Raw genomic sequence first — 16,202 nt, 5'->3', positions numbered from 1 at the left:
ACCCTTCGAGATATTTTATGATAAACTGTTGCACTTAGCTTGACAATTCGCCCATTAAATCATTACTTTAACACATCATTGTTTATTTTATTTAATTCAAATTTATTAAATATATACTACTTATTTAGCTTCTCCGTACATTTCTTTTAATTTAGCCTGGATTTCTTTGTTTTCTATATATTCATCGAATTCCATTTTTCTATCCATTATTCCATTTGGAGTTATTTCTATTATTCTGTTTGCTAAAGTTTCTATCATCTGGTGGTCATGAGAAGTAAATAGTATTACTCCTGGGAATTTTTCAAGTCCCTGGTTGACAGATGTTATAGATTCTAGGTCAAGGTGGTTAGTTGGATCATCTAAAACAAGTACGTTAGCGTTAGAAAGCATCATTTTAGAGAACATACATCTAACTTTTTCTCCCCCTGATAATACTTTAGCTTCTTTTAGAGCTTCATCTCCTGAGAATAACATTCTTCCTAAGAACCCTCTTACGAAACTTTCACTTTTTTCTTCTGAGAACTGTCTTAACCAGTCAACTAATGAATATTCGCATCCATCGAAGAATTTATTGTGGTTTTTAGGAAGGTAATCCTGAGTAGTAGTTACTCCCCATTTGTACGAACCGCTATCTGGCTCCATTTCTCCCATTATTATGTTGAATAATGTAGTAGTAGCTATTTCATCACCCATAAATACTATTTTTTCATCGTTTTCAAGTCTGAATGATACATCATCAAGAACTTTTACACCATCTATAGTTTTTGTTAGGTTGTGAACTTCAAGTACTTCATTACCTATTTCTCTAGCTGGAGTAAATCCAACATATGGGTATCTTCTGCTTGAAGGTTTTATATCTTCAACCTGTAATTTATCTAACTGTTTCTTTCTTGAAGTAGCCTGTTTAGCTTTAGAAGCATTTGAGCTGAATCTTGCTATGAACTCTTTTAACTGAGCTATTTTTTCTTCCATTTTCTTGTTCTGGTCTTTCTGTAGCTGTAATGCTAACTGACTTGATTCATACCAGAAGTCGTAGTTACCAACGTACATCTGTATTTTACCGAAGTCTACGTCTACTATGTTTGTACATATCTGGTTTAAGAAATGTCTATCGTGTGATACAACTATTACTATAGAGTTTTCTAAATCCATTATGAAGTTGTTTAACCAGCTTATTGATTGGAAATCAAGGTGGTTGGTAGGCTCGTCAAGTAATAGTATTTCTGGTTCACCAAATAATGCCTGGGCAAGAAGAACCTTAACCTTTTCAGCACCTGTAAGCTCTTTCATTAGTTTGTGGTGCATATCTTTTTCTATGCTAAGTCCCATAAGGATTTTTTCTGCATTAGTTTCAGCATCCCATCCATTTAACTCTGCAAATTCTGCTTCAAGATCTGCTGCTTTTATACCATCTTCTTCTGTGAAGTCTTCTTTCATGTATAAAGCATCTTTTTCCTGCATTATATTCCAAAGTCTTTCATGACCTCTTATTACAACGTTTAGTACTTCTTCTTCTTCGTATTCGAAGTGGTCCTGTTTAAGTACTGACATTCTTTCTTTTTCTGTTATTGAAACGCTACCTGTATTAGGCTCTATTTCTCCTGATAATATCTTTAAGAATGTAGATTTACCAGCTCCATTAGCTCCTATTATTCCGTAGCAGTTTCCTTTTGTAAACTTAAGGTTTACATCTTTGTATAGTTCTTTATCGCCAAATCTAAGTCCGACATTCGTTACCTGTAACATAAATTTTTCTCCCTTTCTATTTTGATTTTTATATTTGATAAATTTATTATTTTCGTTTTAACTTTAAATAATTCTATTCAACACAATCCCTTATATGATATCTTATATTTCACTTTCAGTCAACAAATTCATTCAATAAAAAAGCAGCTACTAAACTTTAGTAACTGCTTTACAATCTGGTTATAATTCTTTTTAGTTGAATAGTACACAAACTTTAACCTGTTTTGATTCTGGTTTAACTAAGTTTGCAAATATTACAGAGCTCTTATCTCCTGTACATCTTTCTTCAAATTCTAACATTAATTCTGAAATATATTCAAACGTAACTCTTTCATCGCCTTCAAGTATCATTATACATTTTTTAGATATAAATTCATCTCCAGTACTTTCTATATCTTCCATTATTTTTTCAACAGCTGTTCTTGAATCTGTTCCATATTCTATCTGAGTGCAGATATATTTTATATCTTTATCTGTTATCATTATATCTCTTAAATCAGTTATATCTAGGTTAAGAATTGGCTCTTCTGTTATAGACTCTGCTATCATATCCATAAGATCTGCCACTTCAGATAACTTATCTTCTTCTACCTGTATATATCTATCTATTTCTTCTATTTTTATAGGTTTATCTGTTGAAAAATCAAAACCTATGCAAAGAGTTTTTCTCTCAGCAGCCATAAATCCTATAGCCTTAACTATTTCAACAGCTCTTTTGTCTGTAGAATCAAATACAAGATAAAGTATCTCTATTTCATCAAGAAGCTTTCTTACAAAATCCTTATCTACATCCTTGTTTTTATCTATTTTTTCTATAAATGTATGGCTTATGTCCATTTTTGAAATCTTATCCACAAGCTCAATTCCTTTTTCAGATATTCCTATCGCTTTTGATATTTTTCCTTCCATCTTTTTTCCTCCAAAAATAACCTTTTAAAATTTATCCTCTATTATTTTTTATCTAGGGTAAGTATCGTCCTCGTTGCTAATTTTCTCTAGTTTTCCTTGACTTTCAAGCTTATTCATATAATAATGAGAAATCCATGTACATACTCCACATAATAATAGTATAAAGTAGTATACTAAAAAGCTGTACATAATAACAGCATATCCTATATATTTTTTAGGGAATACCCCTCTAAATATACCGAAAAATGTAAGCTCATTAGCCCCTACATTACCTGGAGTAGGTATTGGTGATATCGTCATATAAAGCAATACCTGTAATGAGAATAGTAGATAAAAACTAGCTCCAGCCAGTTTTGATGCCTTATATATACAGAAAACTATACTGAAATATATAAAAAGCTGTAAAAACGTTAAAATTACCGTAATTATTAAAGATTTTACGTCTGTTATATACATTAATATAGACTTATTAAATTCATCAATATAATTATAGCATCTTTCGTTTTTCCCTCTTAAAAATCTAAATACTCTAAATCTACCAAGTCCGTTTATTACTATATCGGCAAATTTCTTCATAAACTTAGGACTAAGTACTATCATAAGTCCGCCAAGTATAGTAACTAGGTTCATTACCATACCTATAGTTAAAAGCATTATTATATGTCTATACTTAGATACAATCATCGCCTTGTTTAAGAATATTATGACACCACATATTATAGTAACAACTGTCTGGAATAATACCGTTTTATTAGTAACTATCGCAACTGCTTTACTAAGACCTATACCGTACCTATTCATAATGTAAATCTGCATAGGTTGGCTTCCTGATGCAAATGGTGTAACTAGATTGTAATAAAGTCCCATTGTTCCCATCTGAAGACCTATAGTCCTCTTCTTTTTATCTTTTTCTACTGAGTTTATAATAGCTTGAAAAACAGCCGTTTCTAAAATTATATAAATTACAACTAATCCCATTCCCATAAATAAGAATTTCTTATCTACAAATGCAATTACATCCGGTATTCTTCTATAATCAACTGTTGTAGATATTATATAAAGTGTAAATCCAATTAAGAACAGAAGAAATCCGTACTGTGCTATCTTCTTTTCTTTACTTGTCAACTTTCTCATAACCTTTAGTCCCCTTTATTTAGTCCCACAATATATTAGTATACATTTTTAAAATGCTTTTGAAAACATTTTATTCAATTTTATTACTTCTACTATTACTATTATATTTTATTTTACTTAAGATTTTCTAAAAGTTATCAAAAATTCATCTAATAATCATACATATTTTTTATAAAGCATTAAAAAAGGACCATCGCATTAAAAGTTTTTAACACGATAGTCCTAAATTATCATTATTTATCTAATTATTATATAAATATCAGTTTAAGTGCGAATAATATTGCTAATATTATTACTACAACAGATATTTTCTTTCTATCTTCTTTTTTAGCGATTAAGTTGTATACTATGTTTACTAAAACATAAGATAAAACACCTAATGTTAAACCATCACCTATGCTGTATGTTAATGGCATACCTGCTATTGTTATGAAAGCTGGTAAACCTTCAGTTATATCGCTGAAATCTATATCAACTACTGAAGATAACATTAAGTATCCAACATATATTAAAGCTGGTGCAGTTGCACAGCTTGGTATAGCTATAAATATTGGTGAGAAGAACATTGCTACTAAGAATAATACACCAGCTGTTATAGCTGTCCATCCAGTTCTTCCTCCTTCAAGTACACCTGTTGAACTTTCAACGAATGTAGTAACTGTAGAAACACCCATTAAAGCCCCTGCTGTTGTAGCAAGTGAGTCAGCTAATAATGCTCTACCTGCATTTGGAACATTACCTTCTTCATCAAGCATACCAGCTTTTGAAGAAACACCTACTAATGTACCAACTGTATCGAAGAAGTCAACGAATAAGAATGTACAAACTATTCCTATGAATGATCCTATATTAGCAGGATGAGTCATGTAGCTGAAATCTACTTTCCCTGCTATTGGAGCCATACTTTCAAATTTGAATATTCCTGTTGGAAGATATATTCCTAATTCCCGTGCATGTGCAGGGTTCATCATTGCATATCCCCAAGCTAAAAGTGAACTTACAACTATTCCTATAAGTATTGAACCTTTAACACCTCTTTTGTCAAGAACTGCTATAAGTACTAAACCAACACAAGCAACTATAGCTGCTGGAGTAAATTCTCCTAAAGCAACTATTGTAGATTCATTGGCAACTATTATACCACTACCTGATAAACCTATCATTGCTATGAATAAACCTATACCACCTGTAACTGCTAATTTCATGTTTGTTGGTATAGAATTTACTACTGCTTCTCTAACTTTAAATAAAGTTAATATTATAAATATGATACCTTCTGCAAATACAGCTGTTAAAGCTACCTGCCAAGGAACTTTCATTCCTATAACTACTGTGAATGCAAAGAATGCATTTAATCCCATTCCTGATGCTAGTGCAAATGGTAAGTCAGCTAAAAGTCCCATTAAGAAACATCCTAAAGCTGCTGATAAACAAGTTGCTGTAACTAATGCTCCTGCAGGCATTCCTGTCGCAGATAGTATATTAGGGTTGACAGCTATTATATATGCCATCGTTAAGAATGTAGTAACACCAGCTAATATTTCTCTCTTCATATTTACAGGTCTGTTACTGAAAAGTGGAAACAGTCTAGTTAATGGACTATTTACCTGTTCTGTTGTCTTCATTATAAACAACACCTCCTATTAAATTTTAAAAAAACGACATAGCTATCCTGCATGTCGTCATATAATCTGGAGTACTTAATTCAGTATCATAGTCAGCCCTTTTACGGTGGCTGGTAGAAACTTATGACCCATATTGTCAAAATTATATGATTACATTATTAATTTTTATTTAATTTCGTTTCTCCACATTTAATTATTTTATTTTATTTTTTATCCTTTGTCAATATTATTCCTCTTCTATTATTCGTCCTTTTTTGAAATATTTTATTATTATTCGCAAAAATATTCACATTACTTAAAAAATATATCTTGTAAAGTGATTTTATTATAAATTTTTTTATTACAATTTTTTAATCTCCACTTAATTTTCTAAGAATTTTCAATTATAAATTAGTTTTTATATCTATAAAAGATTGTTTAAAATTTATTTATTTTTTGCTAAACAGTCTATCACTTTAAAAAATATATGTTATAATTGTTGTTAGGGAAACTTTTTCTTAAGGAGGAATTTTTACAATGAAAATATCAGAAAGAATTGCAGAACTTCGTGTTCTAATGAAAGAAAAAAATATCGATGCTTATGTTGTTCCTACAGCAGATTTCCACCAGAGTGAATATGTTGGTGAACACTTCAAAGCTAGAAAATTTATAACAGGATTCTCAGGTAGTGCTGGTACTGCTGTTATAACAGCTGATGAAGCTAGATTATGGACAGATGGTAGATATTTCATACAGGCAGCTAAACAGATAGAAGGAACTGGTGTGGAACTAATGAAAATGGGTGAACCAGGATTTCCTACTTTAAATGAATACCTTGAAAGTGCACTTCCTGAAAATGGTGTTTTAGGATTCGATGGTAGAGTTGTAGCTACTGGTGAGGGTGAAGGCTATGAAGCTATAGTTAATGCTAAAAACGGATCAATAGTTTACGAATACGATTTAATAGATAAAGTATGGACAGATAGACCAGCTCTTTCTGAAAAACCAGTTTTCGAACTAGGTGTTGAATATACTGGAGAAACAGTTGCTTCTAAATTATCAAGAATAAGAGAAGAAATGAAAAAAGCAGGAGCTACTGTTCATATACTTACTACATTAGATGATATATGTTGGACATTAAATATGCGTGGAGACGATATAGACTTCTTCCCACTAGTATTATCTTATGCAGTAATAGAAATGGATAAAGTTATATTATATATAAATGAAGCTAAATTATCTGATGAAATAAAAGCTCATTTTGCAGCTGATGGTATAGAAATAAGACCATACAATGATATATACGAAGATGTTAAATCTATAGACGAAAAAGAAGTATTATTAATAGACCCAGCTAAACTAAATTACTCTTTATATAACAATCTTCCAGCTGGATGCAAAAAAGTAGCTGCTTCTAACCCAGAAATAATATTCAAAGCTATGAAAAATGACGTAGAAGTTGAAAACATGAAAAAAGCAAACTTAAAAGACTCTGTTGCTCACGTTAGATTCATGAAATGGGTTAAAGAAAATGTTAATAAAGAAGTTATAACTGAAATGAGTGCTTCTGATAAACTTGATGAATTCAGAAAAGAAATGGGTAACTTCATAAGACCAAGTTTCGAACCAATAAGCTCTTATGGACCACATGCTGCTATGTGCCACTATACTTCTTCTCCAGAAACTGATGTTCAGTTAAAAGAAGGAGATATATTCTTAACAGATACAGGTGCTGGATTCTGGGAAGGATCAACTGATATAACTAGAACTTATGCTTTAGGTGAAATACCAGCTAAAACAAAAGAATTCTTCACATTAGTTGCTATAGCTAACTTACACTTAGGTGAAGCTAGATTCCTTCATGGAACAACTGGTATGGTTCTTGATATATTAACTAGAAAACCATTCTGGGATAGAGACCTTAACTTCAACCACGGTACTGGACATGGTGTTGGATATCTTCTAAACATACATGAAGGACCAGCTGGATTCAGATGGACTTATAGACCACATGAAAGTCATACATTAGAAAAAGGTATGATAATAACTAATGAACCTGGTATATACTTCGAAGGTGAATTCGGTATAAGATTAGAAAACGAATTATTATGCTGTGAAGGAACTAAAAATGAATACGGACAGTTCATGCACTTTGAAGCAATAACATTCGTTCCATTTGACCTTGATGCTATAGATACATCAATAATGACAGCTCACGATAAAGAACTTCTTAACAACTATCATAAAGAAGTATTTGAAAAAGTATCTCCATTCCTTAACGATGAAGAAAAAGCTTGGTTAGAAAAATACACTAGAGCTATATAATTGTATATTTTGACTAAGATACCCTACTTTTAATGTAGAGCATAAATTAAATACCTAAACTCAGAAGCTGAATTGGATTTTATTCCTTTCAGCTTCATTTTTTATTCACATTAAATTCAATTCATTATCATTTTGGGCATACCCTATAATTCGCTAAATCAAGCCATTTCTTTTTAAGCTAAAATTATTATAATACAGTTTCGATATTAATTACTATATATTTTAAATTGATATTAATTATCTTTTGACAGCTAGTAAACGCTGAAATTTCAACACTCTTGTTCATATTTAGGATTTGCCCAATTCATATTCTATTCACTCTTTCTTCGTTTGACTTTTAGTATCAACAATCGTAATCTATATTCATGAACAATTATATTCGTATAATTTTAATAAATTTACAACTAAATACAAGGAGGATGATTACAGGTGTTTAAAGAAGAATGGAAATCAATCTGCAAAAACAAATTCCTAATTGTTGTACTAATCGCTGTTGCATTTATACCGGCATTATACAATATTATATTCTTAAGTTCTATGTGGGATCCATATGGTAAAGTGGATAACCTTCCAGTTGCCATAGTAAATCACGATAAACCAGTAGAATATGAGGGAAAAACTTTGAAAGTAGGCGACGAATTAGTAGATAACCTAAAGGAAGACAAAAGTATGGACTTCCATTTTGTATCTGAAAATGATGCAAACGATGGAATAAAAGATGGTAAATACTATATGGTCGTAACAATACCTGAAAATTTCTCTAAAAATGCATCTACTCTTATATCTGATAATCCTAAAAAAGTAACTATAGATTATCAGACAACTGAAGGAAGAAACTTCATAGCGGCAAAAATGTCTAATTCTGCAATAACTGAAATGAAAACTCAGCTATCTTCTCAGATAACAGATATGTACGTTACAGCAGCTTTAGAACAGTTTGAAAAGGTCGGCGAAGGAATGACTACTGCTGCAGATGGAAGTGGCAAATTAAAAGACGGTAACGACAAGATTATAGAAGGTAATAAAACTATCACTACTAATCTTGATAAACTTGCTAAAAGCTCTATAACTTTCGCAAATGGTGCTGAAACTTTATCAGTAGGTTTAGACCAATATGTTGCTGGTGCTGTTGAGTTAAACAATGGTGCAAATCAGCTTAACAATGGTATACAGACTTTAGCTGAAAAAGTTCCAGTATTAGCACAGGGAGTTGAAGCACTTTCTAATGGTGCTACAAAACTTGGTGACGGTGTTATGCAGTTCGTAGCAGGTATCACACAGTTAGACAATGGTGCTAAACAGTTAAATTCTGGACTTAATCAGTTAGATGAAAAAACTGCCAACCTTCCAGCACAGACTGCTGAATTAAATAGCGGTGCTCAGCAGCTTGCATCAGGACTACAGAGTGCAGGTTCAATGACTGAGTCTCAGAAAAACGGAATGATAACTTATGTAAATAGCGTTGATGATTATCTTACTCAAGTTAATAATGCTTTAAATAATTTACCTTCTGGTTCAACTACTACTGATGTATCAGGTATAAAAAAATCACTTGAATCAATAGGAAAAGATTTAGCTACAATCAAAAGTGGTCTTTCTGGTTCTAGTGGAGATTCTTCAAGCTCTGGAGCTTCTTCATCTGATATAAAATCTGCTTACAACTCTGATACAGATGCTCATGCAGAAGCAGCTATTTCTGCAGCAGAGTCAAGTGGTGTTGAACTTACAGATGAACAGAAATCTGCTATAAGATCTGCTGTTAAAAGTAGTGGTGGAGAAACTTTATCTGAAGCAAGTAATATTTCTTCAGGAACAAGCAGTTCTGGTTCTGTAGATTCTTCAGTAATATCAGCACTTGAAGATGCTCAATCTAATTTAGCTTCTGTAAGTGAAGGTTTAAAAGCATTAAGTGGCGGTTCTTCTAGTTCTCTTGTAGGTTTAGGAGCATTAAAAGAAGCTACAACTCAGCTTAAATCTCGGAGCGCTACAGCTACTCCAGGTATAATAAGTTCTATAAATGGACTTTATACTATAGGAACTTCTGCAGCTCCAGGTTCTGCAGCTATTGCAAATGGTACTTCACAGCTTGCTGCAAATATGCCTGTTCTTTCTAGCTCAATAAAAGCATTATCAGACGGAAGCGCACAGTTAGTAAATGGTACAGGTCAATTAGCTGCTAATGCACCTCTTTTAAATGCAGGTGCTCAGCAAGTAGCAAATGGTGGTAAAGAATTATCAGCAGCTGTTCCAACACTTTCAAGTGGTATATCAAGATTATCAAGCGGTTCTGCTGCACTTGCTGGAGGTACTTCAAGACTTGCTGCAAATGGACCAAAACTTACTTCTGGTGCAGGACAGTTAAAAGACGGTGCTCTACGGATATCATCTGGTAGTGGACAGTTAGCTGCAGGAAGTAATAAATTAGACGATGCTCTTCATCAGGTTAAAGATGGATTAGTAACTCTTACTGATTCATTAAAATCAGGTGCAGATAAAATAAAAGATACTAATACTGGAGATAGCGCTGCAAATGCAATAGCAAGACCTGTTAAGACTAGCCATACTGATGTTGATAAAGTACCTAACAACGGTACTGCTATGGCTCCTTACATGCTATCAGTTGCATTATTCATAGCTCCTATAACAATCAACATGCTTTACGATACATTCAATCCTAAGAAGAGACCATCTTCAGGAATTGCATGGTGGGCAAGTAAAATGTCTGTTTTAGGACTTGTAGCTGTTTTATCTGCTTCAATAGTATTCTTTGCATTAACAGGACTTCTTGGATTAAAACCATTATATCCTGCTAAAACACTAGCATTCTTGATATTAACGTCCTTGACATTTACGTCACTCGTTACATTATTCAACTTATTGCTAGGAAAAATAGGAGCCTTCTTAATGTTAGTCTTCATGATTTTACAGCTAGGTGGTTCTGCAGGTACTTATGCTATACAGCTTTCAAACAAATTCTTTATGGGTATAAGTCCATACCTTCCTATGACTTATACAGTAAGTGGTTTAAGACAGTTAATATCTATAAGAGGAGACGTAACAGCTCAGGTTGCTCTTCTTGTAGGTATCTTAATAGTAACTAACCTACTTATGATTTTATTCTTCCATATGAAGAAAAAATCTTACCCATCTAAAGTATTTGATGGCAATGTTTTAGCTAATGAAAAATAAATTTTAACAATATATAATTTAATAAATGTAAATATTTAAGAGATAAATAGATGATTTAGAGAAAAAAGAGACTGTTGCAATAATTTGCAACAGTCCCTTTTATTTTATACTATTCTTTTTCTTTTATACGCAGCCATTGCAATTGTATATGATCCTAAAAGTAATACTACAGATCCAATTACAAGTGCTACAGAGAAAGGAACTGCATTAAGACTAGCAAAATCACTTACATTAGCAATCGCAGCCCCAGCAAACATAGGTGCCATAAATCCGATTATAGCTATTAATCTTCCCTTCATTCCTCCAAAGCCTATATGAGAAGGGATTATTATTGAAATTGTAAGTATCGCACAGAATATACCCATTCCAGCTAATTCAAGTATTCCATTTATTCCCATAGTTCCTACTATACTACCTGTTTTAACCATATTTCTAGCAAATATTACTACAAAGAATAGAACAACACCTAATAAAACGCCAGAAAATCCAAGTAGATATCTAGATTTTATATATTCCTTCTTTTCAACTGGAAGGTATCCAATCAAAATATCTATATTGCTCATTTCTTCATATGCCATAACCATATATGTAAAAATATATGCCATAAGATTTATTATCATTAATAAGTATACGCTGTTTGCATCTGCTCCGTTCATCTTCTTACTTCCTTCACTTACAAAGAAAACTGCTACCACAACCGCAAAAATACTTATCATTGCAAACTTTTTAATTGCATTTAAGTTTTTTAAACTCATCTTAGTAAGATTTATAATATTTCTCATGTCCTTACCCCCTTATATAGAATTTTAAAATATCTTCTATCTTTGGTCTTGAGTAAACTGCTTCTTCTCCTAATAATTCAAATAATCCGTTGTAATCATTAGTAAGACCTTCAAATCCAAAATCACTCTTATTTATACTTACAAAATACTTCTCTGTTTCTTCAGTTAATAAGTCTAATCTTCCTTTGACAATTTTATGAGATTCTATTACGTCTTCTCTATATCCTTTTAAGAAAATCTTTCCGTCCTCGATAAATGCTATACTATCGCATACATCTTCTAAATCTGATGTTATATGAGTTGAATAGAATACTGTAAGTTCGTATTGCTCCATCATCTCCTGTATTATAGCCATAACATCATCTCTGACAACTGGATCTAAGTTTGCAGTTGGCTCGTCCATTATAAGAATTTCTGGTCTGTGAGATAGTGCCATAACAATCTCAAACTTTTTCTGCTGCCCTTTTGAGCAGTCTTTGTATGTCTTTGTTTCAGTTAACTCTAGTCTATTCATCAGATTTTTGTATAAATCCTCATCCCAACTACTGTAGAAACTAGATATACTACTTTTTATAGATTTTAATGTTGTTTCAGCCATAAACCCTGATTTATCTCCAACATATCCAATTTTTTCCTTTATATCTAGTTCTTTTCCACTAAACTCTCTGTCAAATATCTTTATACTTCCACTGTCTTTTTCTATAAATTCCATTATAAGATTTATAGTAGTAGTCTTTCCTGCTCCATTCTTACCTACAAACCCTGTTATTAATCCTTTTTCTATCTCAAAATTATCTATACTTAAATTGAAATCACCTAAGTTTTTCTTTAATCCTTTTATTTCTATAGCATTCATAAATTACACCTCCTCATAAATACTCTTGAATATCTCTATTCCCTCATCTAATGTAAGACCTATTGCCTTTGCCTGTCTGATTATATCTTCAAGCTTATTTTCTATCTCGTACATTGTTATCTCTTTTATCCTATCCTGATTTTTTTCAGATACAAAAGTACCTTTTCCCTGTACAGTTTCCAAAAATCCTTCTTTTTCTAATTCTTCATAAGCTCTCTTTGTCGTTATTATGCTGACTTTTATCTCCTTAGCCAATGTTCTAATCGACGGTAACATCTCACCTGGTTTTATATCTCCACTCAAAATCTGAGCTTTTATCTGACTTTGAATCTGTTCGTACAGAGATAGCTTTGATCTATCATCTATTATTATGTTCAATACTATCCCTCCTTTTTTAGATTGTGTATATACTGTATATATTATCTATATACACATAATAACACTGTATATAAATTCTGTCAACTGTATATACACTATATACACAATTTTTTAATTTTACAACATAAAAATACCCTAGCTTATTGGAATTTCTCCAACAAACTAGGGTAATCTATTTTCATGGGGGTATTTTTTTATTCGCTAAGTAATGCATTCTGCCAGTCTGCCTCTTTAAAACCTATAAGCACAACTTTTCCTGCATCAAATATAGGCCTCTTTATAAGCATTCCATCAGAAGCTAGTATATCAAGAAGTTTGTCATCTGATTCAACCTTTACAACGTCTTTTAAATTAAGTTCTCTATACTTTTTACCACTAGTATTGAAGAACTTTTTAATTTCAAGACCACTTCTTTTATACATTTCCTCTAATTCTTCTCTTGTAGGTGGCTCTTTTACAACATCCACCTCTTCAAATTCTATTCCATTATCTGATAGCCAAGCCTTGGCTTTTTTAACTGTAGATCATCTATTATATCCGTATAATTTCATAACATTTCCTCCAAATAAACAATTTTGTTATTGATATAATCTATACATACCCTATTGTACTATAGATTAAACAAATATTAAACAATTATCTATTTGCAGTTTATAAGCTCTTCTACAGTCCTTTTTACATCGTTGCTTTTCATAATCAAAGACATAACCGCAATATCATCGCAGTATTTTAGTGTTTCTGCTACATTTGAAGAATCTATACCTCCGAGAGCTACAACCTTGACTTTTGTTAATTCTCCGCCCATTTTCAAAAGTTCAAGTCCCCTTGGTTTTAACCCTTCTTTGCATTTTGTTTCATATATATGTGAAAGTGTAATATATGAAACTTTTACACCATATTTACTGCAAAGTTCTTCCATTTCAGCTACTTCGTCCGCACTATGTAGAGAAAGTCCTATTTGTTTATCAATCTTAAAATTATACTTCTCTTCTAACCTCTCTTTAAATAGCCAAAATGGAAGGTGTATTCCATCGCAGTCGGTGTCTTCATAAGCTTTGAACTTACTGTTTATTATAATAGATGTTTTTTTTCTTACATCAACTGGAAGAGATTGAGATATTTTTTCATAAATACAAATTACCTCTTCATCAGTTAAATCTTTTTCTCTAATAATTATATTATCTACTCCATTTATACAAGCTTCTTTGATTCTATCAAAGTACTCTTGCTCGCTGCATAGAGTCCTATTTGTAATTAAATACAAATTTATCACTACCTTTATTTCTGGCTTCTATCTGTATAATCAAATCTTTCCCAGTCTTTAAATACATGCTGATAGCCTATTTCTTTTAACATTGCTGTAACTTCAGGTACTTCACAGTCGTGGTTAGGCTCGAACTGTGCTGTATCGTGTTCATTCTGAGAATGTCCACCTACATCAGTAGATACTCCTGCACTTAGTTTAGTTACACCAAATGGTATTATATGTTTTCTTGTTTCTAAGTTTTCTCTAGTAGATACGTTTAATCCTGCATGAGGGTCGAATAATCTCATAACTAACATAGCCTGAACCATATTAGTATCAGTTACTTCCATTAATCCTTCAAAACATCCTTTGAAAGGTCTTATTCTAGGTGCTGAATAAGATAGTTCAATATATGGATAGTGATCTTTTAAATATTCTCCATGAAGTATAGTGAAGAATGCATCTGTTCTCCATTTGTAAAGTCCTAAAAGAGCTCCAAGCGTAAGAGTTCTCATACCTGCTTTTGCCCCTCTTTCAGGTGCATCTAATCTCCATTTGTAGTTAGCTTTTGGCCCTTTTATATGTACTTTTTTGTACATTTCTTCATTATATGTTTCCTGATATACAGTAAGACCTTCTGCTCCATTTTCTACTAAATGTTTGTATCCTTCAACACTCATTGGATAAACTTCTATTCCTATTGAAGGGAAATATTTAGTAGATAGATTTACAGCTTCTCCTATATATTCAACACTTGACATATTTTCACTTTCTCCAGTAAGTATTAATATATGTTTGAATCCCTGTTCAGCAATTGCCTGACATTCTTTATCTATTTCTTTCATGCTTAATTTTTTTCTTTTGATTCCACTGTGACAGTTGTATCCGCAGTATACACAGTGATTTTCGCAGTAGTTTGCTATATACATAGGAGTGTATAAAGTTAATGCTCTACCAAAATTCTGTATACTTATTCTATGGGCTTTCTGTGCCATAGCTTCTAAATGTTTTTCAGCTGTTGGAGATAATAAATTTAAAACATCATTATGGTCTAATTTATCTTTTTCTAAACTTCTTAAAACATCATAGTCTGTTACATTTTCCCAATATTTATCAAAATCAAAATCCTTATACTGTTCTATTACTTCATAGAAACTCATTTCTTATCGCCTGCTTTCTTATTCTTAATTTCCCTATTTGTTTAAGTTTCCTAAAAATCCTGTTAATGGTGATGATGCATTAGCATATTCTGAAACTGCACCTGTTTTAGCTAAGTATGCAGCTCTTCCTCCCTCAACTGCTAATTTAAATGCTTTTGCCATTTCAACTGGATTTCCTGCAGATGCTATAGCAGTGTTTACTAAAACTGCATCAGCTCCCATTTCCATAGCTTCCATAGCCTGAGATGGTTTACCTATACCAGCATCTACTATTATAGGTATATCTAATTCTTCTATCATTATTCTTATCATTTCTTTCATCTGAAGACCTCTGTTAGATCCTATTGGTGCTCCAAGTGGCATAACCGCTGCTGCACCTGCTTCTATTAATCTTCTTCCTGCATAAAGGTCTGGAGTCATGTATGGTAATACAACAAATCCTTCATCAGCTAATACTTTAGTAGCTTTTATTGTTTCTTCGTTGTCTGGAAGTAAGTATCTCATATCTGATATAACTTCTATTTTTATAAAATCTCCACATCCCATTTTTCTAGAAATTCTAGCTATTCTTATTGCTTCTTCTGCATTTGTAGCTCCTGAAGTGTTTGGAAGTATTGTCATATCTTTTGGTATGTAAGTAAGTATATTTTCTTCTTTGTTTCTTTCATCTAAGTCTACTCTTCTAAGTGCCATAGTTATTATTTCACTTCCACTAGCTTCTATAACTTTTGGAAGCATATCATTTGAGCCGTATTTTCCTGTTCCGATTAGAAGTCTACTATCAAATTCATGTCCTTTTAATACTAATTTATCCATTTTTATTCCCCCTATTTTCAGATTGGTTTAAATAATCTGTTCTTTATAATAAATAAT

12 protein-coding genes, 1 pseudogene and 1 riboswitch are annotated in these 16,202 nt (G+C 32.1%); of the genes and pseudogenes, 2 read left to right on the top strand and 11 right to left on the bottom strand.

Annotation, left to right across the window (positions count from 1 at the left end; genetic code table 11):
- Positions 1–120 precede the first annotated feature (120 nt).
- The 4 genes from DWX74_RS05190 to DWX74_RS05175 form a co-directional block, all read right to left on the bottom strand.
- Positions 121–1,746, bottom strand: a complete 1,626-nt coding sequence (locus DWX74_RS05190; protein ID WP_006439362.1) for an ABC-F family ATP-binding cassette domain-containing protein — start codon at positions 1,744–1,746, stop codon at positions 121–123.
- Positions 1,747–1,938: 192 nt separating this feature from the next.
- Complete coding sequence (locus DWX74_RS05185; RefSeq protein WP_118549016.1) at positions 1,939–2,655, bottom strand: hypothetical protein; 717 nt, start codon at positions 2,653–2,655, stop codon at positions 1,939–1,941.
- A 48-nt stretch (positions 2,656–2,703) separates the two neighbouring features.
- Positions 2,704–3,789 (bottom strand): lysylphosphatidylglycerol synthase transmembrane domain-containing protein, encoded by a 1,086-nt coding sequence (locus DWX74_RS05180; RefSeq protein WP_118549015.1) that lies wholly within the window; start codon positions 3,787–3,789, stop codon positions 2,704–2,706.
- A gap of 248 nt (positions 3,790–4,037) precedes the next feature.
- Positions 4,038–5,414, bottom strand: coding sequence for an NCS2 family permease (locus tag DWX74_RS05175; RefSeq protein ID WP_118549014.1), 1,377 nt, complete (start codon positions 5,412–5,414; stop codon positions 4,038–4,040).
- A 69-nt stretch (positions 5,415–5,483) separates the two neighbouring features.
- Positions 5,484–5,584, bottom strand: a riboswitch (purine riboswitch).
- Between the two features lie 346 nt (positions 5,585–5,930).
- On the opposite strand from DWX74_RS05175, the gene DWX74_RS05170 reads away from it, so the two are divergent.
- Positions 5,931–7,718, top strand: a complete 1,788-nt coding sequence (locus tag DWX74_RS05170) for an aminopeptidase P family N-terminal domain-containing protein (RefSeq protein WP_118549013.1) — start codon at positions 5,931–5,933, stop codon at positions 7,716–7,718.
- A 429-nt stretch (positions 7,719–8,147) separates the two neighbouring features.
- The gene (locus DWX74_RS05165; protein WP_118549012.1) at positions 8,148–10,907 is read left to right on the top strand and encodes a YhgE/Pip domain-containing protein; all 2,760 of its coding nucleotides are present in this window, start codon (positions 8,148–8,150) and stop codon (positions 10,905–10,907) included.
- Between the two features lie 104 nt (positions 10,908–11,011).
- Here DWX74_RS05165 and DWX74_RS05160 read toward each other — a convergent pair whose 3' ends face one another.
- From DWX74_RS05160 to DWX74_RS05130, 7 genes and pseudogenes are all read right to left on the bottom strand, one after another.
- Positions 11,012–11,689, bottom strand: a complete 678-nt coding sequence (locus tag DWX74_RS05160; protein ID WP_118549011.1) for an ABC-2 transporter permease — start codon at positions 11,687–11,689, stop codon at positions 11,012–11,014.
- A gap of 4 nt (positions 11,690–11,693) precedes the next feature.
- Entirely contained in the window at positions 11,694–12,545 is an 852-nt protein-coding gene (locus tag DWX74_RS05155; protein WP_118549010.1) for an ABC transporter ATP-binding protein, read from the bottom strand.
- Between the two features lie 3 nt (positions 12,546–12,548).
- Positions 12,549–12,923, bottom strand: coding sequence for a GntR family transcriptional regulator (locus DWX74_RS05150; RefSeq protein WP_006439354.1), 375 nt, complete (start codon positions 12,921–12,923; stop codon positions 12,549–12,551).
- A gap of 194 nt (positions 12,924–13,117) precedes the next feature.
- Positions 13,118–13,435, bottom strand: a pseudogene (locus DWX74_RS05145) (Spx/MgsR family RNA polymerase-binding regulatory protein); the annotation flags it as partial.
- Positions 13,436–13,563: 128 nt separating this feature from the next.
- Positions 13,564–14,196 carry a thiamine phosphate synthase gene (locus DWX74_RS05140; RefSeq protein ID WP_118549009.1) on the bottom strand — a complete coding sequence of 211 codons (633 nt, stop codon included), beginning with the start codon at positions 14,194–14,196 and terminating at the stop codon, positions 13,564–13,566.
- Positions 14,197–14,201: 5 nt separating this feature from the next.
- Positions 14,202–15,329, bottom strand: a complete 1,128-nt coding sequence (gene thiH / locus DWX74_RS05135; RefSeq protein WP_118549008.1) for a 2-iminoacetate synthase ThiH — start codon at positions 15,327–15,329, stop codon at positions 14,202–14,204.
- A gap of 33 nt (positions 15,330–15,362) precedes the next feature.
- Positions 15,363–16,145: a thiazole synthase gene (locus tag DWX74_RS05130; protein ID WP_006439350.1), complete on the bottom strand. Its 783-nt coding sequence runs from the start codon at positions 16,143–16,145 to the stop codon at positions 15,363–15,365.
- Between the last annotated feature and the right edge of the window lie 57 nt (positions 16,146–16,202).

This window comes from Peptoclostridium sp. AF21-18, from assembly GCF_003478825.1.
Lineage (GTDB): Bacteria > Bacillota > Clostridia > Peptostreptococcales > Peptostreptococcaceae > Peptacetobacter.
This window is presented reverse-complemented; position numbering and strand designations above follow the sequence as displayed.